Origin of the sequence: Ohtaekwangia koreensis, assembly GCF_900167975.1 — a bacterium.
GTDB lineage: Bacteria > Bacteroidota > Bacteroidia > Cytophagales > Cyclobacteriaceae > Ohtaekwangia > Ohtaekwangia koreensis.
In genome coordinates this window covers 1,061,171-1,087,571 of the sequence record NZ_FUZU01000001.1, presented here as the reverse complement: position 1 = coordinate 1,087,571, position 26,401 = coordinate 1,061,171, and the positions used below count along the sequence as shown (strand labels likewise).

Here is a 26,401-nt window from a genome sequence, read left to right as displayed (position 1 = left end):
GAACGTATGGTTAATCATTTTCCTTGTTCGTTTTTCGCGATCGCGCTTCCTAAGGCGCCCGGGTTGCCCGACTTCTAAAGGCGCTCAGGAGGGTATTTTTTTATCATTTTCTGATTAACTAATAAATTCACAAAACCATAATACTATTGCCGTGAAAGAGCTAAAAATCATTGAAGTGAAGTCCGAAATCGGTGCCGGAACACGTGGTGCCAGCCTGGGGGTAGAAGCAATGAAGATTGCCAGCTTAGACCTTAACTCCGATTTTTTTAAACAATACGAGTCCATTGAAGTTGAAAATGTAAACGAATTATTATTCGATGGCGCCAAGCATTCCTATGCTAAATTTATTGATGGCGTGATGATCATGGAAGAGCGCGTTTGCCTCGAAGTATATGAAACCATTTTTGATGAATTTTTTCCACTCCTGATATCCGGAGATCATAGTACTTCCTACGGAACGATCTCGGGTATAAAAAAGGCGCATCCAAAGGCAAGACTTGGTGTGATCTGGATCGATGCACATGCGGATATTCATACTCCCTTTACAACGCCTTCCGGCAACATGCACGGCATGGCGCTGGCAATGGCCTGTGGCCTTGATAACTTTGAATGCAAAGTAAACGATCCGCGTGGTGAGACACTGGAATACTGGGAGCAACTTAAAAATGTTGGTATGCCCGGCCCCAAGATCTATCCTGAAGATATAGTATATATAGCTGTGCGCGATCTTGAAAAGCCTGAGAACTATCTTCTCAACAAGTACAACATCAACTTTATTGAAACAGAAGATGTGAAGAAGTTTGGTCCTGCTGTTATTGCTAAAAAGGCATTAGAGATGCTTGACCATTGCGATATGATTTATGTTTCGTTTGATGTGGACAGTATCGATAGCCGGGTCTCTACCGGAACAGGAACACCCGTACCAAACGGCTTGACCGTTGAAGAAGCGAAAATTCTAAACTCAGAACTTGGTAAAGATCCAAAGGTATGTGCATGGGAAATCGCTGAAGTGAACCCTACTCTTGATACCGAAAACAGAATGGCTGAAAGTGCTTTCGAGATATTGGAAGCAACCGCTAAATCAATTGTTAACAGACCTGTGCTGGCTGAATAGAATTTGATTAATATATATTAACTGTGGCAGCACAGAGGTTATTATTCATGTAGTCATTCTCGTTTCAATTTAAAGTGGCATGAAATTACTTTTGAAAAAAATATACAATTTCATACCATTTAAATTGACACTTTTTTCGGCATTAAGATTACTCTGGAAACCTCCCGCATCGATATATCAACACTTACATTTCACTGGTGTCTTTAATGTAGTTGTCGAAGAGGCGAAGAGTTTCAAGATAAAGCATTACGGATACCAAATAGAAAATGAAATCTTTTGGGAAGGCCTTACAAGTGGATGGGAAAAGGAATCTATTAATCTCTGGATAAAACTCTGCAAGGATGCCGAAGTAATATTTGACCTCGGAGCAAATACAGGTGTATATTCATTAATCGCAAAAACTCTGAACCCTAATTCTAAAGTGTATGCCTTTGAACCGGTTGAAAGAGTTTTTAAAAAGTTTCAAGAGAACATTTCGTTAAATCAATTTGATATAGTGTCCGTTGAGAAAGCTGTTTCCAATTCGAATGGAACTGCAACCATATATGACACTGCGAGCGAGCACATCTATTCTGTCACTGTGAACAAAAATCTTGCATCAAGCGACACGCACGTTATTGAAACAAAGATCAATACTGTCACTTTGAATTCATTCTTTAAAGAGAATAACATAACAAAAGCGGACCTATTTAAAATAGACGTAGAAACACACGAACCTGAAGTGCTGGAAGGATTTTCTGATTATCTCTTCCAATGCAGACCTACTATATTAATTGAAATACTAACGGATGAGGTTGGAGAAAAAATAGATACTATATTCAAAGGATCGGGTTACCTATACTTTAATATCAACGAGAATGGTGGCATTCGTCAAGTCGATAAAATCACAAAAAGCGATTACTACAACTACCTGTTATGTAGCCAGGCTATAGCATCAAAATTAGGACTTCTGCAGTAAGGTAAATCAATTACTTCTTCGGCTCCAGCAACGCAATATACTCTTCGATTGTTGTCATGATGTTGCTTCGAATAATCGGGTCCGTCAGGAATTTTGGAATCCCGATAGGCCTTGAAAGAATTCTGTACGTAACCTTAACTCTATTCTGACTGATCTGCTCAAGCTTCCAGCTTCCGGATAACTGCATTCGCGTAACACCTTTCCGTACGGGCGCCAAAACATCATCTACTTTAGATTGAAAGTTCAACATTAAAACCCCAGGGCTGGGAGCAGACAAGGTATATACGAGCAAATGATCCTGATCACTTACGGGCCAGGGGATATCATGATAGGAATATTCAAACCAGAATGTTGTATCGGGCTGCTTATATACCTCGAATTCACTCACATGACTCTGCCACTGCATGATCCGCTTCTCATCCTGAATCAAACGAAGACCGGCATAGATCGTATTGTTGAAAAAGAATTCGCCTTTAACTTCCCGCGCTTTCACCGGAGGGTTGGCGTTGGGGAGATTAATCCACCTTTCATAAATAGAAATCGTTCCGTCTTTCTTTACCAGTTCAAACTCCTCTTTTTCGGTCTGAGCATGAACGTGAAAGCCAGTCAAACTAAAAAATAACCAAACACAAATTCTCATAGATACATCATTACTGCAGTAAAGTCGGCCCAAAATACAATCACTCTACATTCTTTCATAACGATAAGTTTATGGCGACCCGCATAAAAAAATAAGCGAACTTCTATGATTTTCTTAATTTCGCCTCTGAATTCGAATAAACACAGTCATGAGCCAAAACAGACCGATTTCCTCTTTCATTGAAAAGCATTACCTGCACTTTAACGCTGCTGCATTAGTAGATGCTGCGAAAGGTTATAAGAAGCACCTTGCCGATGGAAAAAAAATGATGGTAACACTAGCCGGTGCGATGAGTACAGGCGAGTTGGGTATCAGTTTTTCTGAAATGATCCGCCAGGACAAAGTGCATATCATTTCATGTACTGGCGCCAACCTCGAAGAAGATATCATGAATCTGGTAGCGCACTCGCACTACAGAAGGATTCCGAACTATCGTGATCTTACTCCTGAACAGGAATGGGATCTGTTACAAAATCATTTGAACCGTGTAACCGATACTTGTATTCCAGAAGAAGAAGCGTTCAGAAGATTACAGAAACATCTTTACAAAGTATGGAAAGATGCTGAAGATAGCGGTGAGCGTTTATTTCCACATGAGTTCATGTTCCGTTTATTGAACAGTGGAGATCTGAAACAATATTATGAGATCGATCCTAAAAATTCGTGGATGATCGCTGCCGCGGAAAAGAATTTACCGATGGTGGTACCGGGATGGGAAGACTCTACGATGGGAAATATATTTGCTTCTTACTGCGTAACAGGAGAATTGAAAGCCTCCACCATGAAGTCGGGTATAGAGTATATGGTTTGGTTAGCCGACTGGTATACAAAACAATCCGGCAATGAAGGTATAGGCTTCTTTCAAATTGGTGGCGGTATAGCAGGTGACTTCCCTATTTGCGTTGTGCCGATGTTACACCAGGATCTCGAACGTGATAACGTTCCGTTCTGGAGTTACTTCTGCCAGATCAGCGACTCAACAACGAGCTATGGTTCATACTCAGGCGCTGTTCCAAATGAAAAAATTACCTGGGGAAAACTCAGCATTGATACACCGAAATATATCATCGAATCAGATGCTACCATTGTAGCTCCGCTGGTCTTCGCATATATATTGGAGTGGTAATAAATTAAAGTCAATAGAAAGTATATATAGTAGCAAGACATAAGACTGAACGTCTGACGTCTTGCTACTTTTGTCTTACGTCTGTCCATTATGAATCTCGATCACTTACTTCGTTCCGAAATCCAGAAAGCAGTTACATCTGTTTTTAGCCAATCGGTAGACACTTTACAATTACAACCTACCAACGCAGAGTTTGAAGGCTCCCACACGCTGGTATGTTTTCCGCTGACTAAAATTTCACGTAAAGGTCCTGAAGAAACCGCCAAGCTGGTAGGCGAATACCTGGTTACAAATTCAGGTATCGTTAGTAAGTATAATGTCGTGAAAGGATTTCTGAATCTGTCATTAAACGATAGCATCTGGATTGAAGTGCTCCATACTATAGTTTCCAATCCTGATTATGGTCAGTTGCCCGCAAACGGACAAGAGGTCATGATCGAGTACTCTTCGCCGAACACCAACAAGCCTCTTCACTTAGGACATCTACGAAATAACTTTCTGGGCTATAGCGTAAGTGAAATCTATAAAGCGAGTGGCTATACTGTACACAAAGTTCAGATCATTAACGATCGTGGTATACATATCTGCAAATCGATGGCTGCCTGGAAACTGTTTGGAAACGGAGAGACACCACAGACCAGTGGTCTAAAAGGCGACCACTTGGTGGGTAAATACTATGTGATTTTCGATAAAACCTATAAAGCACAAATCAGCGATCTGATAGCAAGCGGACTAAGTGAAGAGGAAGCGGGCAAGCAAGCACCCATCATGCAACTGGCATCAGAGATGCTGCGCCAATGGGAACAAAAAGATCCGGCTACTATAGAGCTCTGGAAGACGATGAACGGTTGGGTATATACCGGCTTCGATGCTACGTATAAACGAATGGGTGTTGATTTTGAAAAACTATACTACGAATCGGACACGTATCTGCTCGGTAAAGAAATAGTATTGCAAGGTGTAGAGAAGGGTATATTCTTTAAAAAAGATGACGGCTCTATCTGGGTTGACCTTACTTCCGATGGACTGGATCAAAAAGTATTGCTGCGCTCGGATGGCACTTCGGTATATATGACGCAGGATATAGGCACCGCTATACTTCGCTTTAAAGACTTCCCTAAAATTTCAGGACAAGTATATACTGTGGGAAATGAACAAGAGTATCACTTCAAAGTGCTATTCCTGATTTTGAATAAACTGGGCTACGACTGGGCAAAACATTGCTTCCATTTATCCTATGGCATGGTTGATCTTCCTACCGGGAAAATGAAATCACGCGAAGGTACAGTGGTCGATGCCGATGAATTGATGGAAGATATGCACCAGGAGGCTGAGCGTCAAACACGTGAGCATGGAAAACTGGAAGGTGTAAGTGACGAAGACGCACACATGTTGTTCGAGATGATCGGGCTTGGTGCACTGAAATTCTTCTTACTGAAAGTCGATCCCAAGAAAAGAATGTTGTTTGATCCCAGTGAATCTATACAACTGCAAGGATTCACCGGACCATTCATTCAATATACACATGCCCGTATCAAAGCTATACTGCGAAAGGCAGAGAGTTTAGATATACATGTTAGTGCGAGCGATCTGAAAGCAGTAACATCGCTGGAACCTGCAGAGCGCGATGGTTTATACCTGATCAGTTCTTTTGAAAATAAAATAAAGGAAGCAGCAAAGGATTATTCTCCTGCTGTTATCGCGAACTATGCATTTGAATTGGCAAAAGCTTATAATCAATTCTATCAAAGTATACCAATCTTCAATGAAGAGAATCCAGCTAAACTGAGATTCAGAGTAGCATTCTCCTATGCGGTAGCGAACATTATAAAACGCTCTATGAAGTTACTGGGCATTGAGGTACCTGAGCGGATGTAGATGAGAAATTAAGATTGGAGGATTTAAGTATTCTGTAACACTAAAATCCTCCAATCATTTATCGCATCAGTTTTCAAATTCAAATCTTCTGATTCAATCTTCTCCCCGTTGTTAAAGGTAACTTAGCCAGGTATAGCTATGTGTGCTTTTATATCGATTATACCATTTACATACCGGGTATAATACTACTACAACGCTTATCCATACAAAATATACCCAACCGAGGGAATAGCCAAAGCCGATCGGAATTCCTCCAAAACTCGAACCGAAATGAAAATCTACTTCCGATAAGGATTTATCGGCGATGATCATATAGCAGATCAACGATATGGCGTGGATCAGGTAGAAATGCAAAATGTAATAGAAGAGCGGAACGCGTCCAAATACGAGGGCAGGTTTTAAAACCTTGAGCTCTTTATTTTCCATCCACGACAAAATAATCAATATCGGACCAAGCGTCATCAAAGTATAGATCAGAGATACCGGGTACTTGGTAACGTTTATAAAACTCATTACTGTAAACAGCGCATTCTTTTGAACGCTCCAGGGTGCAGGGTCTCCATACAGGTTTATATATCTCAACACGAAGAATAATACAAGCGAAGATATACCAGCCACCAGCAGACGTTGTTTTCTTGCTTGCGGATCGAAATCTTTGGTATACCATTTCCCGACAGCATATCCTACTAACATAATTCCCAGCCAGGGTATCAAAGGATAAAATGCAAACAGCAGATGTTTTTCGTCTAACGCTAATGTACCGGTCTGATTGAGTATAGCCCACGCTGCGTATCCTGTATCGCCAGGCTCCAATTGAAATTTATCAAATATATTATGACCAAATACCAGGATAAGCCCAAGTATACCCACTATAATTTCGGGCAGGTAAATTAACATTGCCAGCACAATCATCGAGGCTCCGAGAACCCAGATCACCTGCATGATTATAAAATCATAATACAAATTGAAAAGGATTCCGAAACGCATCACTGTAAATTCCAGGAAGATGAGCCATAGCCCACGCGTTAGCAGGAAGTTGAATAGCTCTGATTTTGTTTTGCGTTGAAGGCTGATGCGTGCTGCTACCCCTGAAAGAAATACAAATGCAGGAGCGCAAAAATGTGTGATCAAACGCGTAAAGAATAATATAGGATTTGTTTTATCTAAATCAGTAGGTTGAAAGACATTGGCGTCAGCATGAAAAAAATCGCGTGTATGGTCGAGCGCCATGATGATCATGATCATACCTCTCATCAGATCAATGGAAGATATCCGGGGCTTCTCGGTCAAAACACCGTTCACAGTAGTGGTGGTCATAAGTAATCGGTTTAAGAATGATTCTTATACGATAACTCAAGATACAAGTTCGTTTTATCTTATTTTCACCTGGAACAAATAAGTTTACAACTACAACCATGAAGGGTATATCTATAAAACAAAAAAGCCACCTCGTAAAAGGTAGCTCTCCTGGCTGAATTGAACATCCATTTTATCTTACGCCACTTTCGTCAACTCGATGTTCATATGAAGCTTAACATCCTCTCCTACTACCATACCACCTGCTTCTGTTAATGCATTCCATGTCAAACCAAAGTCTTTGCGGTTTACTTTACCATTCAGTTCGAAACCTGCTTTCACATTTCCCCAAGGATCTTTAGCAACACCACCGAAGTCAACATCAAGTGATACTGCTTTGCTTACACCACGGATTGTCAATTCACCATTCAGTTTGTAATCGCTTCCGATTTTATCCAACACGCCACTGAAAGAAATTGTAGCATGCTGTGCTGCTGAAAAGAAATCATCACTCTTCAAGTGTCCGTCACGATCAGCTTGATTTGTATCAATGCTATCTACATCAATGCTAAGCGTTACCGCGGCATTGTTAAAGTCATCGCTTTCGCTAACCACTTCACCTGAAAATTTCTTGAACGATCCTGTTACTGTTGAAATCACTAGGTGCTTTACTTTAAATTGTACTTCGCTATGGGTTGTATCAATGGCCCATTTTGTCTGTGTCGCTGTTGCCATAATATTATTTGTTTTCTGTTTTTGTAAATGATGTTACAAATGTATACCCGGCAACCACTACAAGAGGTTGAACTAGGTTAAGAAAGAATGGGAAGTATATTGAACTAGGTTAAGATTAACCGATATGCATATGTTCTCTGCGATCTGATGCTGTTGTTACGATCAACCGCTAACCTTTCTCCATGAGGCGTCTTCGTACTTTACTGAGAAACTCGGGCGTGATGCCGAGATAGGAAGCGATGTATTTTAGTGGAACATATTGCTCAAGTGAAGGATATTTTTCACGGAATGAAATATAGCGTTCATCGGCTGCAGCAGAGTGACCTTGAATGATGCGATGCAAGTGTGTCACTAATGCATTCTGATATAGTATACGGAAATAGCGTTCCAGGCGTGGATATTTTGCGAGCAATTCTTCCTGACTATGTTTCGATAACAACAGTACTTCCGAATCTGCCAGTGCGCGTGTGCTATAGATGGATGGAATACCTTTTGTTATACTATGCAAATCTCCTGTCCACCACCGGGCAGTTGCAAATTGTGCTACATGATCAACGGCATCCTTATCCGTAAAGTACGTCATCAGGCAACCGGATTGCACATATATATAATACCGCGTCACCTCCCCGCCACGCTCTACAAAATCGCCCTGACGCACGGTGAGAGGAAGGCAAATCGAACTGATGAATTGTTTCTCCTCCTCAGTCAGCTGAACGGTTTCGTTGATGTGTGCAATAAACGATGATGCTGTATTCATAGAAAGTAAAAATACATTCGATAACTGTAAATCAGGTTTAAAATATAAAACATTCAGGCATTTTGTTTCGTGTAAGGATGAGTGCTTTTTAAAAGCTCAAATTGATGAGGCGTATTTCTAATAATTTCTGAAGGTCTGAGGAGAATGAGAATTTCAAAGATTTGGCCACGTAAGCCGTTTCTAATAATCGCATCTATAGTTGCTTCATCAATCTTTTTCGCTGAGGTTTCTGCTCAGGAAAAAATCGATAGTCTGAAAGCACTATTAAAAAATGACCGGCAGGATACCACACGTGTAAATCTACTGATCGATCTCGCCCGGGAATTGTATCGCTCCGGGAATTTCCTCACATCGCTGCAAACAGCAAGAGAAGCTCGCGCACTCGGCAACCAACCTCAACTTTCAAAAAGGTATTGGCAATGCCTGGCTGGTATCCGGCTACGCTTATATCCGGAAAAGTGAATATGACAGCGCTTTGTACGAATTCGCGCAGGCGAAAAAAATATTTGAAAGTATCTCCTACACCATTGGACTGGCGCGTACACATAATTTTATCGGACAAGCGTATGAACTTAAATCTGACTATGATGAAGCACTTCGAAACTATACAACATCGCTCGCGCTTTTTAAAACTACAAGTGAACAGGAAGGCCTCGCTTCCATCCTGAACAGTATCGGTATAAATTACTATTACCGCGGCAGTTATGAAATAGCATTGGACTATTATTTTCAATCGCTTAAGATCAGTGAAGCTATTCATAACAACAGGCTGATTGGATCAACCCTGAACAACATGGGTGTAGTATATCAAGGACTGGAGCAGCCTAAAGAGGCACTACATTATTATCAGCGATATCTTGAACACATGCAACGCTCCGGAAGCAAAGCTACCATTGCATTTGCCATGACAAACGTAGGCGGTATACTTACCGTGTTGAAACGTTACCACGAAGCGCGCGAATATCTGGAGAAGGCATTGAAGGTGCAGGAAGAAATCAACGAACGGAGAGGGCTTGTTTTGTCTTTATGTTTTCTGGGAGATATATACGTTGCGGAAAAAAAGACGGTGCAGGCAGAGAAAAATTACAAGCGTGCTCTACAGATCGCTACGGAAATTGAAGACCAGGAGATTGCGTTAAATGCCATCGGGAATTTAAGCCTGCTATATATAGGGGAACATAGATTTTCGGAAGCCGACCTTTACCTCGCTCGCTTAAAACAATCAGCAGAAACACTGGGTACTAAAATGTGGCTTGAAAAAAATTACCTGATCCAGTCACGGCTTGATTCTGCACGTGGAAACTATAAAGATGCATACCTCTCCTATAAGCGTTACGCTTTTTTAAAAGACAGTCTCTTCGATCAGCGTAAAAGTCAACAGGTAACGGTTGTGCGTGGACTATACGAAGCTGAAAAAAAAGATAAAGAGATTCAGTTGTTGAATGATGCCAGAAAAATGCAAGCACTGAAGCATACAAATGATCAGAAACTTTTTCTCTTCGCCATCAGCATTTTTATACTTACGGTTGGCGGCATGCTCTATTGGCTTCGACACAAAATGAAAACGGAAAGTCTTTTACTGCAACAGAAAGAGGAGATCTCGAAAGCCAATGAAGAAATGCAGGCATTGCTTGAAAAGATTGAGCAACAGAACCAGGTGCTTGCAGCCAAGAATGAGAGCCTGGAAGATCTACATCTTGAAAAAGATGGAATGATCGGAATTGTTGCGCATGATCTTCGCAGTCCGCTAAATAAAGTAGTAGGTCTGGCAAGCATCATTGAATTAACGGGACCGCTGAATGCAGAACAGAAAGATATACTTTGCAGAATACGCAACGTGTGTGATGACGGCAATGCGTTGATCCGCGATCTCATGGAGATCAATAAGATCGAAGATCCCAGCCAGGAAATTCACGTTGAGAAAGTCGATGTTAAAAATTTTATCGAAGAGGCCATCACCAACTATACTGTACCCTTAAGACAAAAACAACTGGCATTAACGTGCATGTATCAACTTCAGCCAGATGAGTATATTTCAATAGACCCGGTATATCTATCCAGAATATTGGACAACCTCCTGACCAATGCTATTAAATTCTCACCACCGGGAAAGCATATTTCGATCCATGTAAATTCAGCAAACGAGTTTTGTATAATCACCATTCAGGATCAGGGACCCGGCTTCCATCCAAATGACTTGCCCCACTTGTTCAAGAAGTTTAAAAAACTTTCAGCACAGCCTACTGCGGGGGAGAGTTCTACAGGGTTAGGGCTTTCGATTGTAAAGGCTTTGGTGATGAAAGCCGGAGGCAATATTGAAGTAGAAAGTGAATGGGGAAAAGGTGCCCGCTTCAAACTCAAATTTCCAATTGTCACCGCGGACACAGTTGCGTAATTTTGTGCATGGATTTGCAGCGTTTCAAAAATCTTTCACAGCAGCGCGGAAATGATAACAAGAAGTTTCTTCAGGGCATGAAGAAAAAGGATCCGCGTAAAGTGGATGATGCGTTTCATGAAACGCATGAAGAAGTTTTTGAAGAGATCGATTGCCTCACCTGTGCCAACTGCTGCAAGACAACAAGTCCTATTTTTTATCAGAACGACATCGAGCGTGTAGCGAAATCACTGCGTATGAAACCCGGTGACTTCATTGAAAAGTATTTGCGCATTGATGAAGATCGTGACTATGTTTTAAAATCATCTCCTTGTCCTTTTCTGGATTCCGAGAATTACTGCATGGTATATGAAGACCGCCCGAAAGCATGCCGCGAATATCCGCATACCGATCGCAAGAAAATGGTACAGATCATGGAGCTTACGTATAAGAATACCCAGGTTTGTCCTGCCGTTTTAGAAATAGTTGAGCGTCTTAAGAAAGTTTTCTGATCTTTTTTCGTTTTAGCATCTGATGTCTTTTAGATACTTTCGATGCGCAAATCAAACACCATCATGAAACGGATTTTTTTATTCCTGTTAAGTTTATCGGTATTTACTATATCTCATGCCCAGTTGCGTCTCCCTTCCCTGTTTGACGATCACATGGTATTGCAGCAACAATCGCCTGCACCCATTTGGGGATGGGCACATCCATCGCAGGACATTGTAATCAATGTAAGCTGGGATACCACTACAATTAAAACCAAAGCTGATAACACCACCTATTGGAGCACAACTATATTTACTCCGCCCGCAGGAGGCCCATATACTATTACTATCAAAGCGGGAGGAGAAGTAAGAACATTACAGGATGTTTTGATTGGAGAAGTGTGGCTTTGCTCCGGCCAATCGAATATGGAGTGGAGTATGGAATCATCAGGCGATGGTAAAGAAATGATCAGCCAGGTTAACGATCCTAAGATCCGTCTCTTTCACGTTAGTAAATCAGCGGCTTCTTTTCCGCAGGTGCATGGTGAAGGTAAATGGAAAGCGTGTAATCCCGAGGGAGTAAAATATTTCAGTGCTGTGGGATATTTCTTTGGCAAGAAACTTAATCAGAATCTAAATGTACCGATCGGTTTAATTAACGTAAGCTGGGGAGGAACGCCTGCCGAAACGTGGGTTCCCGAAGGACGTATACTTGCAGACCCTGCCTTGAAAGCGTCTGCCGAAAAACAAATCGATGATCGTCCGTGGTGTCCGTCACGACCTGGTGTGGTATATAATTCCATGATCAATCCCATCGTTCCGTTTCGTATTGCCGGTACGTTGTGGTACCAAGGTGAGAGCAACACAGGAGCACCTGAAACATACAAGCATCTTATGGAAACAATGGTGACCGAGTGGAGAAGAGTATTCCTGACTGAATTTCCTTTCTACTTTGTACAGATTGCTCCCTATAGCGGTTACGGTGATGAGAGTGGTGTATTGCTCCGTGAACAGCAGGTAGAGATGTTACAAATTCCCAAGAGTGGTATCGTTGTCATCTCAGATCTTGTAGACAATGTAAAAGATATACATCCTAAGTATAAAAAGCCTGTAGGCGAACGATTGGCTAATCTTGCACTGGCGCAAACCTATGGCCAGAAAAATATAGGATATCAGAGCCCGGTATATAAGTCTTTCAAGATCGAAAAAGGCAGAATCAGAATATCATTTGATTATGCAACGAATGGCTTGATGTCTAAAGGTGGTGAGCCTACTGAATTTCAGATTGCCGGTGCCGACAATAAATTCTATCCTGCCAAAGCTAAGATCGATGGTAATACTGTAGTCGTATCTGCGAAAGAAGTAAAGACCCCGGTAGCGGTTCGTTTTGCATGGAGCAATGCCGCGATGCCAAATTTGTTTAGCAAAGAAGGTCTTCCTGTGCCCAGTTTCCATACGGATAAATAACTGCGAAGCTATACGCTTCGCGTATACTATATATACACTTTGAAACAAGAAATGCCAGTGGAGATTCTCCACTGGCATTTTATATTGATCTGAATTCTCAGTTTTAATTATGCTACCTGCGCTGCAAGTTTCTGAGCCAGTACAGATTTAGGTACGGCACCAACTTGTTTGTCAACGATCTGACCACCTTTAAATACGAGCAATGTTGGGATGCTTCGAACACCGAAACGTGCTGTAACAGCCGGATTTTCGTCAACATTAAGTTTGCCGATAACAGCTTTGCCATCGTAATCGCCTGCCAGTTCTTCTACTACCGGGCCGATCATTTTACAAGGACCACACCATTCTGCCCAGAAATCAACCAGTACAGGTTTATCAGAGTTGATGATCTGATCAAAGTTGGCATCAGTGAGTTCAATTGCTTTTCCCATTTCGTTTATAAAGTTTAAATTTTTAAGTTCTTTTTTAATATATGGTTAATAGCCAAACACAAAGGTAATCTTATTAGTTCAAGGTTCAAGATTCTAAAGTTGACACTAAAAATTCACATTTCTATCAGACCTAAAAATCCTTACTCTTTACTTTAGAACACAACCTCCACGTCTAATTCACCAGCCTTCTTCATTTTTTTAACCATGTCGTTGATCGGGTTCACCCGGAATCTTCTTGACATTACATCCAGGTATATGTTCTCCTGTTCATCACGAATCTTCAAGTACAAAGGCGTATTACCTGAAAACTCCTGGCATACATCTTCTATCTTACCGATCAGATCTTTCGTGATCTCCTTTGCATTTACTTTTAACTGAACACCTTTGCTGCGCTTGATACCGATCTCGTTCAACAAGTCAATGTTTCTTATTTTAAACTCAACATTTTGTTGTCCCCACGAATTCTTTACAACAGAGCCTTCTATAAATAAGAACCAGCCTGTGTTCATAAAGTTTTTAAACTTCAGGTAATCTTCACCGAAGAGCATAAACGCATGGTTGCCGTTGTAATCCTCCACCGTAAATTTACCGAAAGGCTTACCGGTCTTCGTAGTCCGGTGTTCAACACTTGATACTATACCACCAAGTTTTACTTCTCGACCCAGCAGCGGTTCGAGCTCCGTGAGTTGGTTACAAGATACGGTACAGAATTTCTCTATCTCGAATTTAAAATTGTCCAACGGGTGGCCTGATATATAGATACCGACCACTTCTTTTTCAAGATTCAACTTTTCAATTTCACTGAACGGCTCAACAAAATCTACTTTCGGTTTCGGCATTACAGTACCCGAACTTCCACCGAATAAACTTGCCTGCGCACTTTGTTCTTCCTGTTGTGTTTTCGTTGCAAACTTCATTGCTTTTTCCAGCAAGTTGATCTCGCCATCTTTAGCAAATACATATTGCCTGCGGTGAATTCCCTGGAAGCAATCGAACGCTCCCGACAATGCGAGGCATTCAAATGTTTTCTTATTGACCGAGCGTTGATTGACGCGCTTGGCAAATTCAAATATATCTTCAAACGGTCCACGTGCTTCACGTTCGTGTATGATTGCTTCTACGGCAGATTCACCTGCACCTTTTATAGCACCAAGACCAAAACGAATTTCACCATCTTTATTTACCTCGAAGAATACACCCGATTCATTTACGTGTGGCCCGAGTACACGAATGCCTAAACTTCTACATTCTTCTATGTGGAATGTCACACTCTCTAAATTGTTCTGTGAGTGTGTTAATACTGCGGCCATATACTCTGCCGGATAATTTGCTTTCAGGTACGCTGTATGATAAGCAACCAGCGAATAACAGGTTGAGTGAGATTTGTTGAATGCATATTGTGCGAAAGCTTCCCAGTCGGTCCAGATCTTTTCACATATCTCTTTACCATGACCGCGTTGAGCACACCCCTGGATGAATTTATCTTTCATCTTATCGAGTACCGCTTTCTGCTTTTTACCCATCGCCTTCCGCAGTACATCGGCATCACCTTTACTAAAGCCGGCAAGTTTCTGCGAGAGCAACATCACCTGCTCCTGGTATACGGTGATACCGTATGTCTCCTTCAGGTATTCCTCCATCTCCGGTAAATCGTACTTGATCGGTTCACGACCATGTTTACGATTGACGAAGGCAGGTATATATTCCATTGGCCCCGGACGATACAAGGCGTTCATTGCAATGAGATCTTCAAATTTATCGGGCTTTAGCTGACGCAGATATTTCTGCATCCCCACACTTTCAAACTGGAACGTTCCCGCTGTTTCACCCCGCTGAAAAAGTTGATAGGTCTTTACATCATCCAGTGGAATGGTATCGACATCGATCACTATACCTTTACTCTTCTTTACATTTTTGATAGCCGAGTTGATCACCGATAATGTAGTCAGCCCCAGGAAGTCCATCTTCAAAAGACCTGCACTTTCCACCACGCTGTTATCGAACTGCGTCACCAACATATCGGAATCTTTCGCTACCGACATTGGCACGAACTTCGTCAGGTCATCGGGAGTAATAATTACGCCACAAGCATGTGTACCTGTACTTCGAACTGAACCCTCCAATACTACAGCTTGCCGCAGTACATCTGCACGCAAGTCTGTTCCTTTCTTTATATCGGCGAGTTCTTTTACTTCTTCAAACGCAGAGTCGAGTGATGTTCCCGGCTTTTCAGGAATCATCTTCGCCAGCAAATTTGAATCTGCCAATGGCAACTCCATCACACGCGCACAATCGCGTATGGAAGATTTAGCAGCCATCGTACCGTACGTGATGATCTGCGCTACCTGGCTCTTGCCATATTTATCAATCACATATTTTAATACGCGATCACGACCTTCATCGTCAAAGTCAATATCAATATCGGGAAGTGATACACGATCCGGATTCAGAAAACGCTCGAACAGTAGATCGTATTTGATCGGATCAACGTTGGTGATACCAATACAATATGCTACCGCAGATCCCGCTGCAGAACCACGACCAGGGCCAACGGATACACCCATCTCACGTGCCTTCGAAGTGAAGTCTTGCACGATCAGGAAATATCCAGGGTAACCTGTCTTCTGAATAGTCTCCAATTCGAAATCAAGACGCTCCTGTATCTCTGTGGTGATCTCGGTATATTTTTTCCGAGCGCCCTCATACGTGAGATGCTTCAGGTATTCATCTTCAGTGTTGAACTCTTTGGGTATATCAAATTTCGGAAGCAGTACATTCCGATCGAGTTTATAGCTTTCAATCTTATCAAGAATCTCGCTGATGGTTTCAATCGCGTCAGGCAGATCCCTGAAGATCGACTTCATTTCATCCTGCGATTTGAAATAGTATTCTGTATTGGACAATCCATACCGGTGACCACGTCCATAACCAATAGGCGTAGATTTGAATTCGCCTTCTTTTATACACAACAAAACATCGTGCGCGTTGGCTTCTTCTTTATCCAGGTAGTATGATTCGTTTGCTGCGAAATACTTTACGCTATATTTCTCTGCAAAGCGTAACAGCACTTCGCTCACGTGATCTTCTTCCGGTATACCGTGTCGGTTTAGTTCTATATAAAAATCCTCACCGAACAGATTATGCCACCATTTAAAAGCTTCCTCAGCCTGCTTCTCTCCTACGTTCAGTATAAGATGTGGTATTTCACTGGAAAGATTTCCAGTAACTGCTATAAGATCTTGTTTATACTCTTCGATCAGCGCTTTATCAATCCGTGGATATATACCATATAGCCCTTCTATAAAACCCAATGAACTTAACTTGGCCAGGTTATGGTATCCATTTTTATTTTTGGCAATCAGCAGCTGGTTATAGCGCTTATCAGGATTGTCCTTTGTAAACTTTAACTTCTTGCGTTCTTCCGCTATATAAAATTCACAACCGAGAATCGGCTTTAATTCATGGCTCAACGCTTCACGCACAAACTTGAACGCTCCGTACATGTTGCCCATGTCTGTAAGAGCAACCGCTGGCATGTTCAACGCTTTGGCTTTTGCCACCATGGATTTAATATCCGGTGTTGCCTGCAGTACCGAGTATTGTGAGTGAGCATGTAAATGAACGAAAGGCTTATCGATTAGAACAGCCTTGTCATCACCCAGAGTATAAGTAGAATCTTTTCTCTTTTCCTTCTTTGCAAAGTTAGCCGCATCGAGGTTCGGCTCTTCATATACTATATCTTCAACTGATGTACCATCGAAAGGCTTTACTACTTTTTGTTTGATCAACCCGAAGTAACATCGCGCAGTAGCCGCCACATCGTATGCTGCATCGTGCGCATCACCAAAACCTTTTCCGAAAAGTTTTTCATGAAGCTCAACCAGGCGCGGCATCTTTAGTCTTCCTCCTATACCTCCGGTCATCTGACAGAACTCGGTGGAAGATATACCTGTATCGACTCTATCGAGGTTTGTAAATTGCTCTGGTGCGAGGCTCTTACGAATAAATTCAGCACCTATAATGTTGATATCAAATTCTATATTATGTCCTACCAACAAAGACGTCTTCGATAAATCCTGAATGAACGTACTCAGTACGGCAAATAAATCCTGGCCTTCCTCCATAGCTCGTTTGGTGGAGATTCCGTGGATCTGTTCAGCCTTATAGGGAATATTAAATCCGTCAGGCTTTACTATATAATTATGATTTGAAATGAGTTTGCCTTTGCCATCATGCAGCTGCCAGGCGATCTGAACCAGCCGGGGCCAGTTGTCGAGGTCAGTGATAGGCGCGGTCTTATTATGCGGAATACCTGTGGTCTCCGTATCGAATATCAAATACATCAGCGGATCTGAGTTAGTGGTCGTTCAATCACAAAATTACTTTTTATGAAGTACTTTTTCGCTCCTAAAAGTTTCTTCCGTGAAGAATATTCTACTTAAAAAATCCTGTATTGGGAAATCGATTTCTTGAATTTAACCCTATCTAAAAAGCTTATTCCTCTAAATAAAGGCTTAACGACTTGTTTATCAACAACCTAATTTTCGGGCCTGATTGTTGGCTATTTGGTGCGAATATTTATCGAATCCCTATGGATAGCTTATGGAAGCTTATAAGACGGTTTGTGCGCAAAGAATGGTTTCTGCTGTTGGCAGTAGTCGTTATCGCGTTAATAATTCTAATGTTCGAACTGCTTCTCTAGATCAACACATCTCTCTAAAATTTCTATTTAGAATTTCTATAAAGTATAGTTAGTCTTGGTGAAATAGGCTTTGCAGAGTATTTTTCGCAAAAATTCTGAAAAGTCAATTATGAATTGGTTCACCAAGCTTCTGACCAGCACACTGGGCAGAAAACTATTCATGGCCTTAACAGGTCTGTTTCTTATTCTTTTTCTTGTCATTCACTTAATTGGAAATCTTCAATTATTAAAGGAAGATGAGGGGCACGCTTTTAACGTCTACGCGAAGTTCATGACTTCGAACCCGTTGATTAAAACGGTTTCCTATGTAAACTACGCCTGCATTATCCTTCACGTTATCTGGGCATTACTCCTTACGCGAAAGAACTACGCAGCGCGTGGTGTAGAAAGATATGCAGTTAGTAAAAACTCTTCACCCTGGACTTCCCGTAACATGGGTATACTGGGTACGTTGATCCTGATCTTCCTGGTGATACACTTGCAAGGCTTCTGGTATCAAATGCATTGGGGGGGTATACCAACCAAAAATTACGATGGCGAAGATGTGAAAGATCTGTTTGCCACAGTTGATTTCGCTTATACACAACCGTTGTGGGTTATTATCTATGTGGTTAGCATGGTGGCGCTGGCCTTTCACTTATGGCATGGCTTCGCGAGTGCATTTCAAACACTTGGCGTAAACCATCTGAAGTATAATCCTGTTATTAGCTTTGTCGGAAAAGCATTCGCGATCATTGTTCCCGCACTCTTCGCACTCATTCCGATCTGGATGTATCTTCATTAATCAAGTATCACGAATTAAATTAAGCGCAAACAGCGTATGAAATTAGATTCCAAAATTCCGGAAGGTCCTTTAGCTGAGAAGTGGACGAAACACAAGTTCAATCTGAAGCTTGTAAATCCTTCTAATAAAAGAAAGTATGATGTGATTGTAGTAGGTACCGGTCTTGCCGGAGCATCTGCTGCTGCATCGCTGGCCGAACTTGGCTATAATGTGAAAGCATTCTGTTTCCAGGATAGCCCTCGCAGAGCGCATAGTATAGCTGCACAAGGTGGTATAAATGCCGCCAAGAATTATCAGAATGACGGTGATAGTGTTTACCGTCTTTTTTACGATACTATAAAAGGTGGTGACTACCGCGCACGCGAAGGTAATGTTCACCGTCTTGCAGAAGTCAGTGTAAACATCATTGACCAATGCGTAGCACAAGGTGTACCGTTCGCACGTGAATATGGCGGACTTCTTGCAAACCGTTCTTTCGGTGGTGCACAGGTATCGCGTACATTCTATGCACGCGGGCAAACCGGACAACAACTTTTGCTGGGTGCTTACTCTGCTCTTAACCGCCAGATCTCGAACGGTAAAGTAAAGATGTATACCCGCACCGAGATGCTGGATGTAGTACTGGTTGACGGACAAGCAAAAGGTATTGTTGTACGCGATCTCGTTACCGGAAAAATTGAAGCGCATAGTGCACACGCTGTATTGTTGTGTACCGGTGGCTATGGTAACGTGTTTTATCTTTCAACAAATGCTAAAGGTTCCAACGTAACGGCTGCATGGAGAGCACACAAGAAAGGTGCTTTGTTTGGCAACCCTTGCTATACACAAATTCACCCTACATGTATTCCTGTATCCGGTGACCATCAGTCTAAACTTACGTTGATGTCTGAGTCATTGCGTAACGATGGTAGAGTGTGGGTGCCTAAAGTTGCCAAGCCAGGACTTAAGGCTAAAGATGCAGCGAGCATTCCGGAAGCAGACAGAGATTATTTCCTCGAACGTAAATATCCCTCTTTTGGTAACCTTGTACCACGCGATGTGGCATCACGCAATGCAAAGTATATGTGTGATGAAGGAAGAGGTGTAGGCCCTACAGGACTTGCTGTATTCCTTGACTTCGCGGATGCTATCAAGCGTGACGGAAGAAAAACAATTGAAGCGAAGTATGGTAACCTGTTCGATATGTACAAGCAGATCACAGGCGATAATCCTTACGAAGTACCGATGATGATATACCCTGCGGTTCACTATACTATGGGTGGCCTTTGGGTTGACTATAATTTGATGACCTCTGTTCCTGGTCTATATGCATTGGGCGAAGCAAACTTCTCGGATCATGGTGCGAACCGTCTTGGCGCGAGTGCCTTGATGCAAGGTCTTGCCGATGGATACTTCGTGATTCCATATACTATAGGTGATTACCTCGCAGGTACATCATCTGCAAAAATCAGTACCGATCGTCCTGAATTTAAAGAAGCCATTGATAAAGCTACCAGTACCATCAACAAACTGCTGAGTATAAAAGGCAAGAAAACAGTTGATCACCTGCATCGTGATCTTGGTCATATCATGTGGGAGTATTGCGGCATGTCGCGCAATGCAGAAGGTTTGAAAATAGCGAAAGGAAAAATCCAGGCTTTGAAAGCAGAGTTCTGGGAAAATGTAAATGTACTGGGAGGTTCAGATGAATTAAACCAGGAGTTAGAAAAAGCTCTTCGTGTAGCAGATTTTATCGAGCTTGGTGAATTGATGGTAGACGATGCTTTGAACCGTGGTGAATCATGTGGTGGCCACTTCCGTGAAGAATCACAAACTCCGGATGGAGAAGCACAACGCAAAGACGATGAATTTGCTTATGTATCAGCATGGGAGTATAAAGGAGAAGGCCAACCTGAAGTACTGCATAAAGAAGAGTTGAAGTTCGAAAATGTTAAACTGACTCAACGGAGTTACAAGTAATATGAAGATTACGCTCAAAATCTGGAGACAAAAAAATAACGCTACAAAGGGCTCCTTTAAAACATATCAGTTAGATCATGTTTCTCCTGACATGTCGTTTCTGGAAATGCTTGATGTATTGAATGGCGATCTCATCAGCAAAGGAGAAGAATCAGTAGCATTCGATCATGATTGTCGTGAAGGTATATGTGGCGCTTGCAGCCTATATATCAACGGACGACCACATGGTCCTCAACAAACTACAACGTGTCAGCTACACATGCGCTCGTTCCAGGATGGCGATAGCATTGTGATTGAACCTTGGAGAGCGAAAGCTTTTCCAGTGATCCGCGATCTCGTAGTAGATCGTGCAGCGTTTGATCGCATACAACAATCCGGAGGTTATGTATCGGTTAACACCGGTGGTGTACCCGATGGTAACGAAATACCAATTCCTAAAAAAGTAGCAGATGAAGCTATGGATGCCGCGGCTTGTATTGGTTGTGGTGCGTGTGTTGCAGCCTGCAAAAATGCTTCAGCCATGTTATTCGTGAGTGCTAAAGTTTCTCAACTAGCCTTGTTGCCACAAGGTAAACCTGAGCGTAAAGAGCGTGTAGAAAGAATGGTAGCTCAAATGGACTCCGAAGGCTTTGGAGCATGTACCAATACAGGTGCTTGCGAAGCTGAATGTCCGAAAGGCATCAGCCTCACAAACATTGCGCGAATGAACCGTGAGTATTTCGCTGCTTCCCTGAGCTCTTATGAAATTGTATCAAAAGGCGGAGGAGATTAAACCGCAATAATTGAATTGGATAAATAAAAAACCCTGACTTGAACGTCAGGGTTTTTTATTTCTTAAAAATTGAGTGTTTGCGCTTACACTAATTCGAAAATCGATTGTTTAGATTTTTAGTTTTTATAGATTTGCCAGTAACCAAAGGAAAACCGTGAGTAATGCTATCGTCATAATTCCTACCTATAAGGAACGGGAGAACATTCGTTCGATCATCGATACGGTTTTCAGTCTGCCAAAAGAATTTCACATCCTGATCGTTGACGATAATTCTCCGGATGGAACAGCTCAGATCGTTGAAGAGTTACAAGAAGACTATAATACTCCGGGAAATAAAAAACTTCATCTCTTAAAACGGCCCGGTAAACTTGGCTTGGGTACTGCCTATATCACCGGGTTTAAGTTTGCTTTAGAGAAGGGTTACGATTACATCCTGGAGATGGACGCAGACTTTTCACACGATCCGAAAGATCTGGTACACCTATATCTTTCATGTGCAGAATTTGGAAGTGATGTTTCAATAGGCTCGCGCTATGCTACAGGTGTAAATGTAGTAAACTGGCCTATGGGCCGCGTGCTTCTCTCCTACTTTGCCAGCAGCTACGTTCGCCTCATCACCAGTATACCGGTGCATGATACAACAGCAGGCTTTGTATGCTATAGCCGAAAAGTATTAGAAACCATAGCGCTGGATCAGATCAAGTTTGTAGGCTATGCTTTCCAGATTGAAATGAAATTTATAGCCTGGAAATTTGGCTTTACCTTAAAAGAGGTGCCTATCATTTTTACAGATCGAACACGCGGCGAATCCAAAATGTCGCCCGGTATATTTAAAGAAGCTTTCTTTGGAGTTTTGCAGATGACCATCCAAAGCTGGTTTAAGAAATATATACCTGCCCAGTCATAAAAAATGGTTGATCCATTTCCGAATCAACCACTTTGTCAAACTCTTTTGCTGAAGTTATTCTTCTAAACCCACAAAAGTGATTGGGCCTACGTGCGACTTCACCAACTCCAAATCCGGCTCAGTGATTTCGGCTTCATAGCCATCTTCTTTTAACATGTTGAGAATGTCTTCCGCAGCTTCACGTTGTTTGTAGATGTGATAATCTTCTCTTGCAAAAACAGGATAACGACCGAGTTTCTGCTCACGATCAACAAAGTTAAAACCACATAAAAACAACTTGCTGTTTGCGTGTTGAATGCGATACAGTGGCATTTGCGGATACTTCTGCAACCACTCTACAACTTCTTCACGTGTACCTTGTACAATTTCCGTCAGCTTAAAAATTCGCATCACTTCACCTTGGTTGGGCTTATCCAACATACGCAGGTCGAAGTTGTGAACATAAGCAGACAGGCCAACACATCCGCACAATACCATGAGCGGATTTTGGGCATCGCCGTGCAACCGCACATCGAGGTTTTTAGCATTAAAAAATGCCTGAAGCCTGCGGTTTCGTTTCTGGATTGTTGAAGTCAGGTCAGGCCTGACAGGATTTTTGAATTTTAATTGCATGACATTAAAACATTTCTGTATAAGGTGGGCTCCTTACTTTAACAAAAGTAGAAAATTATTTGAAGTTTAAACGATTATTAACATTGATTAACATTAGTCAAAACGAATAGCCTTTATAGGACTAACACGCGTAATAACCATGGTTGGTACTAATAACACCACTGTAACGACTAAAAACGTGGTGAGGTTTAACAGCCCTACGATTTCCCAATGCCAGCTAATGGGCACAACGCTCATGTAATAATCGTGTGGATTCAATTTAATAAATTTGAACTGATATTGCAGATAACAAAGCCCAAGACCAATCGCATTGCCAAGCATTAGTCCTTTCAGAATCAGGCTTATACCCTGGTATACGAAAATTGAACGGATCAGTTTATCACCTCCACCCAACGCTTTTAACATTCCGATCATCTGTGTTCGCTCCATCACCAGGATTAACACGATGGAAATCATATTCACGCAAACCACGGTAAGTATAATGCCAAGCAGAATGTTTACCTGTCTGCTTAAAAGATTCAGCCACTCAAATACTTGTTGATAGCGATCGCTTACACGCTCAATGTTTAAATCAAAATCCATGGCCTGACCAATAGCCATCCCTGCATCATCGATACGGTCAACGTCTTTCGTGAAAATTTCCAGACCTCCTGCCAGGCTATCAGACCAATCATTCAGTCGTTGAATCAAACGTATATCTCCTATAATTACTTTGCTATCAAAATACTCGGAGAGATTCGTTTCATAGATACCGGTAACTTTCAACTTCCTGAACCGTGGCGGGTTCTGAAAAAAATGTACGATGATATTATCTCCAGTCTTGATGTTGAGCTTGTCGGAAATAATCTTGCTGATCACAACCTGATTCGCATAACCCGAATCCTGAAACTGTATAAACTTACCTTCCAGTAAATTTTCCTCGAAAGATTTAACATCAAAGCTTTTACCAACACCTTTCATCACAACTCCCAACACTTCAGTATCCGTTTTTACAAGACCGGCTTTGTGTGAGAACTCCTGCACATGACGCACATTCGGATATTTATCAGGATGCTTATATACATCAATGCCATACTTCATCGGCTGCTCGTCCGTTGAGTTATTCATTGTGAACCGTGTCACAACGAGGTGGCCACTGAAACTATAGATCTTGTTCTTTACAGTCTCCTGAAAACCTTTCATGATCAGGAATGAAACAATAGCAGCACCCAACCCAATACCAATACTGAAGATAGCAATCTTGTGGATGGTAGATGAGAAGCCTTGTTTTTGTTCGCGGCTTATTCTTTTGGATATGAAATACGAAAGGTTCAAGTTCTTCTTACTAACTTTTCAGCGCAATGATTCGATGCAAAATAGGATTTGAAAAGCCCATAATCAAATGCACTTTATGAATCCCTGATTCGATCATGCAACAACTCGTATGAAAGTAAAAATAGTATTCCTCTTCTTGTTGATCGGCTTTGCATGCCGCAGTCCAAAGACTATCACTACTCCACCAGCGCAAGAGCCTGTTACGCAACAGCCACCACCGGAGACTAAGGCAGCACCAAAACTTGTTTTAGGTGCCGAACAACTTGATATACTACTCAGCAAACTTCAGCGTAGCCGTGTTGCGCTTGTGGTAAATCAAACTTCCATCGTGGGTAAAACACATCTGGCAGATACTTTGAAAAGTCTGGGTGTAAACCTGGTAAAGATCTTTGGTCCTGAGCACGGTTTTCGCGGAGCGGCTGCGGATGGTGAATACGTGAAGGATGCTGCTGACAGTAAAACCGGCTTACGTGTAGTTTCACTCTATGGAAAGAACTATAAACCTACACCGGAACAACTCAGTGATGTAGATATAGTCGTATTCGACATCCAGGATGTAGGCACGAGGTTCTATACCTATATCAGCACCATGCATTATATGATGGAAGCCTGTGCGGAACAAAAGAAGAAAATGATCATCCTCGATCGCCCGAATCCTAACGCATATATAGATGGTCCAATCAATTTATATCCGCTCAAATCATTGGTAGCAATGCACGCCATACCGATCACGCATGGACTAACCGTTGGTGAGTTGGCAAAAATGATTAACGGCGAAGGATGGCTTGCAAACCATATCCAATGCGAAATAGAAATTATACCCTTAAAAAACTGGAAGCACACGGATGATTATTCACTACCCGTAAGGCCGTCTCCGAATCTTCCGAACGACCAGGCGATCAGACTATATCCTTCTATATGCTTATTTGAAGGAACGGTAATCAGTGTTGGCCGCGGAACGCAGATACCGTTTCAGATATTAGGGAATCCTGAACTCAAGGGCATGCCGTTTCAATTTACACCAGTCAGTATACCAGGCATGTCAACAACACCGCCTCTTGAAAATAAACTTTGCTATGGACTTGATCTCCGGAATGCACCGATTGTAAAAAGAATCGACCTGAGTTATGTGATCAAGCTATACAAAGCATATCCTGATAAGGAGAAATTCTTTGTACCATACTTTGATACGTTGGCAGGCACAACTGTGCTGAAGCAACAAATTAAAGACGGTCTCACAGAAGACCAGATTCGCGAGACGTGGAAACCTGGACTGGAGGAGTATAAAAAGAAAAGAGAGAAATATCTTCTCTATCCTTAATGACCACAACATAAACTATATATACCGATCTGGAATCCGTGCTATGACCAAGGCTGAAAAAGTAAAGGATATTCTTTCTATACTCGACCATCATTTTCCTGACCCTGAGGTTCCGCTTTATCACAAAGATGCCTATACGTTATTAATCTCGGTGCTGTTATCAGCACAGTGTACGGATGAGCGTGTGAACAAAACAACACCGACACTTTTCAAGCGGGCTGATAATCCTTTTGATATGATCAAGATGTCACAGGAAGAAATCCAGGATATCATAAGACCTTGTGGTCTTTCTCCTATGAAATCGAAAGGTATATATGGCCTTTCAAAAATCCTGATCGATAAGTATAACGGCGAAGTGCCCAATACTTTCGAAGCACTGGAAGAGTTGCCGGCCGTAGGACACAAAACAGCATCGGTGGTTATGACACAGTGGTTTGGATTACCCGCATTTCCTGTAGACACACACATTCATCGCCTGGCGTATCGGTGGGCATTAACGAATGGAAAAAGTGTAGAGCAAACCGAGCATGATCTTAAGCGTTTGATTCCTGAAGAGAAATGGAACAAAGCACATTTGCAATTTATATACTTCGGAAGAAAATTCTGTCCGGCTCGCGGACATATCTGGACGGACTGCCCTATATGTTCAAAGTATATGCGCAAAGAACTTAGAGACTAATTAGCTATAGACGTCAGCTATATAGAAAAATACATTCCCGGCATTCGGGCTAATTACAACAAGAGATAATTACACCAAAACTCA

Annotated in this window: 22 protein-coding genes; 14 read left to right on the top strand and 8 right to left on the bottom strand. The window is 41.9% G+C overall.

Annotation, left to right across the window (positions count from 1 at the left end; translation table 11 throughout):
- Positions 1 to 151 precede the first annotated feature (151 nt).
- Both B5Y40_RS04740 and B5Y40_RS04735 read left to right on the top strand, forming a co-directional pair.
- Positions 152 to 1,114, top strand: a complete 963-nt coding sequence (locus B5Y40_RS04740) for an arginase (protein ID WP_079685544.1) — start codon at positions 152 to 154, stop codon at positions 1,112 to 1,114.
- A 79-nt stretch (positions 1,115 to 1,193) separates the two neighbouring features.
- Positions 1,194 to 2,072 (top strand): FkbM family methyltransferase, encoded by an 879-nt coding sequence (locus B5Y40_RS04735; RefSeq protein ID WP_079685543.1) that lies wholly within the window; start codon positions 1,194 to 1,196, stop codon positions 2,070 to 2,072.
- 10 nt (positions 2,073 to 2,082) lie between these two features.
- Here B5Y40_RS04735 and B5Y40_RS04730 read toward each other — a convergent pair whose 3' ends face one another.
- Entirely contained in the window at positions 2,083 to 2,712 is a 630-nt protein-coding gene (locus B5Y40_RS04730; RefSeq protein ID WP_079685542.1) for an SRPBCC family protein, read from the bottom strand.
- Positions 2,713 to 2,860: 148 nt separating this feature from the next.
- Here B5Y40_RS04730 and B5Y40_RS04725 point away from each other — a divergent pair, with 148 nt between their 5' ends.
- Positions 2,861 to 3,838, top strand: coding sequence for a deoxyhypusine synthase family protein (locus tag B5Y40_RS04725; protein ID WP_079685541.1), 978 nt, complete (start codon positions 2,861 to 2,863; stop codon positions 3,836 to 3,838).
- Positions 3,839 to 3,928: 90 nt separating this feature from the next.
- Positions 3,929 to 5,716, top strand: a complete 1,788-nt coding sequence (argS, locus tag B5Y40_RS04720) for an arginine--tRNA ligase (RefSeq protein WP_079685540.1) — start codon at positions 3,929 to 3,931, stop codon at positions 5,714 to 5,716.
- Positions 5,717 to 5,827: 111 nt separating this feature from the next.
- Here the strand turns inward: argS and B5Y40_RS04715 are convergent, their stop codons facing one another.
- The 3 genes from B5Y40_RS04715 to B5Y40_RS04705 form a co-directional block, all read right to left on the bottom strand.
- On the bottom strand, positions 5,828 to 7,033 hold the full coding sequence (locus B5Y40_RS04715) for an acetyltransferase domain-containing protein (protein ID WP_079685539.1): 1,206 nt from the start codon (positions 7,031 to 7,033) through the stop codon (positions 5,828 to 5,830).
- 177 nt (positions 7,034 to 7,210) lie between these two features.
- On the bottom strand, positions 7,211 to 7,747 hold the full coding sequence (locus tag B5Y40_RS04710; RefSeq protein WP_079685538.1) for a YceI family protein: 537 nt from the start codon (positions 7,745 to 7,747) through the stop codon (positions 7,211 to 7,213).
- A 169-nt stretch (positions 7,748 to 7,916) separates the two neighbouring features.
- Positions 7,917 to 8,504, bottom strand: coding sequence for a Crp/Fnr family transcriptional regulator (locus tag B5Y40_RS04705; protein ID WP_079685537.1), 588 nt, complete (start codon positions 8,502 to 8,504; stop codon positions 7,917 to 7,919).
- 144 nt (positions 8,505 to 8,648) lie between these two features.
- Between B5Y40_RS04705 and B5Y40_RS04700 the strand changes: the two genes are divergently transcribed.
- From B5Y40_RS04700 to B5Y40_RS04685, 4 genes are all read left to right on the top strand, one after another.
- Positions 8,649 to 8,966: a hypothetical protein gene (locus B5Y40_RS04700; protein WP_079685536.1), complete on the top strand. Its 318-nt coding sequence runs from the start codon at positions 8,649 to 8,651 to the stop codon at positions 8,964 to 8,966.
- A 13-nt stretch (positions 8,967 to 8,979) separates the two neighbouring features.
- The gene (locus tag B5Y40_RS04695; protein WP_079685535.1) at positions 8,980 to 10,899 is read left to right on the top strand and encodes a tetratricopeptide repeat-containing sensor histidine kinase; all 1,920 of its coding nucleotides are present in this window, start codon (positions 8,980 to 8,982) and stop codon (positions 10,897 to 10,899) included.
- A gap of 8 nt (positions 10,900 to 10,907) precedes the next feature.
- The gene (locus B5Y40_RS04690) at positions 10,908 to 11,390 is read left to right on the top strand and encodes a YkgJ family cysteine cluster protein (protein ID WP_079685534.1); all 483 of its coding nucleotides are present in this window, start codon (positions 10,908 to 10,910) and stop codon (positions 11,388 to 11,390) included.
- Between the two features lie 63 nt (positions 11,391 to 11,453).
- The gene (locus B5Y40_RS04685; RefSeq protein WP_079687080.1) at positions 11,454 to 12,836 is read left to right on the top strand and encodes a sialate O-acetylesterase; all 1,383 of its coding nucleotides are present in this window, start codon (positions 11,454 to 11,456) and stop codon (positions 12,834 to 12,836) included.
- A 107-nt stretch (positions 12,837 to 12,943) separates the two neighbouring features.
- Here the strand turns inward: B5Y40_RS04685 and trxA are convergent, their stop codons facing one another.
- Positions 12,944 to 13,267, bottom strand: coding sequence for a thioredoxin (trxA, locus tag B5Y40_RS04680; protein WP_079685533.1), 324 nt, complete (start codon positions 13,265 to 13,267; stop codon positions 12,944 to 12,946).
- 152 nt (positions 13,268 to 13,419) lie between these two features.
- Entirely contained in the window at positions 13,420 to 17,610 is a 4,191-nt protein-coding gene (gene dnaE, locus B5Y40_RS04675) for a DNA polymerase III subunit alpha (RefSeq protein ID WP_079685532.1), read from the bottom strand.
- Positions 17,611 to 18,078: 468 nt separating this feature from the next.
- Here dnaE and B5Y40_RS04670 point away from each other — a divergent pair, with 468 nt between their 5' ends.
- The 4 genes from B5Y40_RS04670 to B5Y40_RS04655 all read left to right on the top strand — a co-directional run bounded on the left by B5Y40_RS04670 (position 18,079) and on the right by B5Y40_RS04655 (position 22,391).
- Positions 18,079 to 18,753: a succinate dehydrogenase cytochrome b subunit gene (locus B5Y40_RS04670; RefSeq protein WP_079685531.1), complete on the top strand. Its 675-nt coding sequence runs from the start codon at positions 18,079 to 18,081 to the stop codon at positions 18,751 to 18,753.
- A gap of 36 nt (positions 18,754 to 18,789) precedes the next feature.
- Positions 18,790 to 20,712: a fumarate reductase/succinate dehydrogenase flavoprotein subunit gene (locus tag B5Y40_RS04665; RefSeq protein WP_079685530.1), complete on the top strand. Its 1,923-nt coding sequence runs from the start codon at positions 18,790 to 18,792 to the stop codon at positions 20,710 to 20,712.
- A 1-nt stretch (position 20,713) separates the two neighbouring features.
- A complete protein-coding gene (locus B5Y40_RS04660; protein WP_079685529.1) occupies positions 20,714 to 21,484 on the top strand; it encodes a succinate dehydrogenase/fumarate reductase iron-sulfur subunit in 771 nt (256 codons plus the stop codon).
- A 154-nt stretch (positions 21,485 to 21,638) separates the two neighbouring features.
- Entirely contained in the window at positions 21,639 to 22,391 is a 753-nt protein-coding gene (locus B5Y40_RS04655; RefSeq protein WP_079685528.1) for a polyprenol monophosphomannose synthase, read from the top strand.
- 54 nt (positions 22,392 to 22,445) lie between these two features.
- On the opposite strand, the gene B5Y40_RS04650 is transcribed toward B5Y40_RS04655, so the two are convergent.
- On the bottom strand, positions 22,446 to 23,003 hold the full coding sequence (locus B5Y40_RS04650) for a hypothetical protein (RefSeq protein WP_079685527.1): 558 nt from the start codon (positions 23,001 to 23,003) through the stop codon (positions 22,446 to 22,448).
- Positions 23,004 to 23,096: 93 nt separating this feature from the next.
- Positions 23,097 to 24,317 (bottom strand): ABC transporter permease, encoded by a 1,221-nt coding sequence (locus tag B5Y40_RS04645; protein ID WP_245840470.1) that lies wholly within the window; start codon positions 24,315 to 24,317, stop codon positions 23,097 to 23,099.
- A gap of 109 nt (positions 24,318 to 24,426) precedes the next feature.
- Here B5Y40_RS04645 and B5Y40_RS04640 point away from each other — a divergent pair, with 109 nt between their 5' ends.
- Both B5Y40_RS04640 and nth read left to right on the top strand, forming a co-directional pair.
- Positions 24,427 to 25,638, top strand: a complete 1,212-nt coding sequence (locus B5Y40_RS04640; protein WP_079685526.1) for an exo-beta-N-acetylmuramidase NamZ family protein — start codon at positions 24,427 to 24,429, stop codon at positions 25,636 to 25,638.
- A gap of 43 nt (positions 25,639 to 25,681) precedes the next feature.
- Complete coding sequence (gene nth / locus B5Y40_RS04635; RefSeq protein ID WP_079685525.1) at positions 25,682 to 26,317, top strand: endonuclease III; 636 nt, start codon at positions 25,682 to 25,684, stop codon at positions 26,315 to 26,317.
- Positions 26,318 to 26,401: the final 84 nt, after the last annotated feature.

What these genes read in the sequence shown, in the direction of transcription:
- nth (WP_079685525.1), top strand. Translation starts at nt 25,682, where the DNA reads ATGACCAAGGCTGAAAAAGTAAAGGATATTCTTTCTATACTCGACCAT.
- B5Y40_RS04640 (WP_079685526.1), top strand. Translation starts at nt 24,427, where the DNA reads ATGAAAGTAAAAATAGTATTCCTCTTCTTGTTGATCGGCTTTGCATGC.
- B5Y40_RS04670 (WP_079685531.1), top strand. Translation starts at nt 18,079, where the DNA reads ATGAATTGGTTCACCAAGCTTCTGACCAGCACACTGGGCAGAAAACTA.
- B5Y40_RS04700 (WP_079685536.1), top strand. Translation starts at nt 8,649, where the DNA reads ATGAGAATTTCAAAGATTTGGCCACGTAAGCCGTTTCTAATAATCGCA.
- B5Y40_RS04650 (WP_079685527.1), bottom strand. Translation starts at nt 23,003, where the DNA reads ATGCAATTAAAATTCAAAAATCCTGTCAGGCCTGACCTGACTTCAACA.
- B5Y40_RS04665 (WP_079685530.1), top strand. Translation starts at nt 18,790, where the DNA reads ATGAAATTAGATTCCAAAATTCCGGAAGGTCCTTTAGCTGAGAAGTGG.
- B5Y40_RS04715 (WP_079685539.1), bottom strand. Translation starts at nt 7,033, where the DNA reads ATGACCACCACTACTGTGAACGGTGTTTTGACCGAGAAGCCCCGGATA.
- B5Y40_RS04730 (WP_079685542.1), bottom strand. Translation starts at nt 2,712, where the DNA reads ATGAGAATTTGTGTTTGGTTATTTTTTAGTTTGACTGGCTTTCACGTT.
- B5Y40_RS04735 (WP_079685543.1), top strand. Translation starts at nt 1,194, where the DNA reads ATGAAATTACTTTTGAAAAAAATATACAATTTCATACCATTTAAATTG.
- trxA (WP_079685533.1), bottom strand. Translation starts at nt 13,267, where the DNA reads ATGGGAAAAGCAATTGAACTCACTGATGCCAACTTTGATCAGATCATC.
- B5Y40_RS04685 (WP_079687080.1), top strand. Translation starts at nt 11,454, where the DNA reads ATGAAACGGATTTTTTTATTCCTGTTAAGTTTATCGGTATTTACTATA.
- argS (WP_079685540.1), top strand. Translation starts at nt 3,929, where the DNA reads ATGAATCTCGATCACTTACTTCGTTCCGAAATCCAGAAAGCAGTTACA.
- B5Y40_RS04660 (WP_079685529.1), top strand. Translation starts at nt 20,714, where the DNA reads ATGAAGATTACGCTCAAAATCTGGAGACAAAAAAATAACGCTACAAAG.
- B5Y40_RS04725 (WP_079685541.1), top strand. Translation starts at nt 2,861, where the DNA reads ATGAGCCAAAACAGACCGATTTCCTCTTTCATTGAAAAGCATTACCTG.
- B5Y40_RS04705 (WP_079685537.1), bottom strand. Translation starts at nt 8,504, where the DNA reads ATGAATACAGCATCATCGTTTATTGCACACATCAACGAAACCGTTCAG.
- B5Y40_RS04710 (WP_079685538.1), bottom strand. Translation starts at nt 7,747, where the DNA reads ATGGCAACAGCGACACAGACAAAATGGGCCATTGATACAACCCATAGC.
- dnaE (WP_079685532.1), bottom strand. Translation starts at nt 17,610, where the DNA reads ATGTATTTGATATTCGATACGGAGACCACAGGTATTCCGCATAATAAG.
- B5Y40_RS04690 (WP_079685534.1), top strand. Translation starts at nt 10,908, where the DNA reads ATGGATTTGCAGCGTTTCAAAAATCTTTCACAGCAGCGCGGAAATGAT.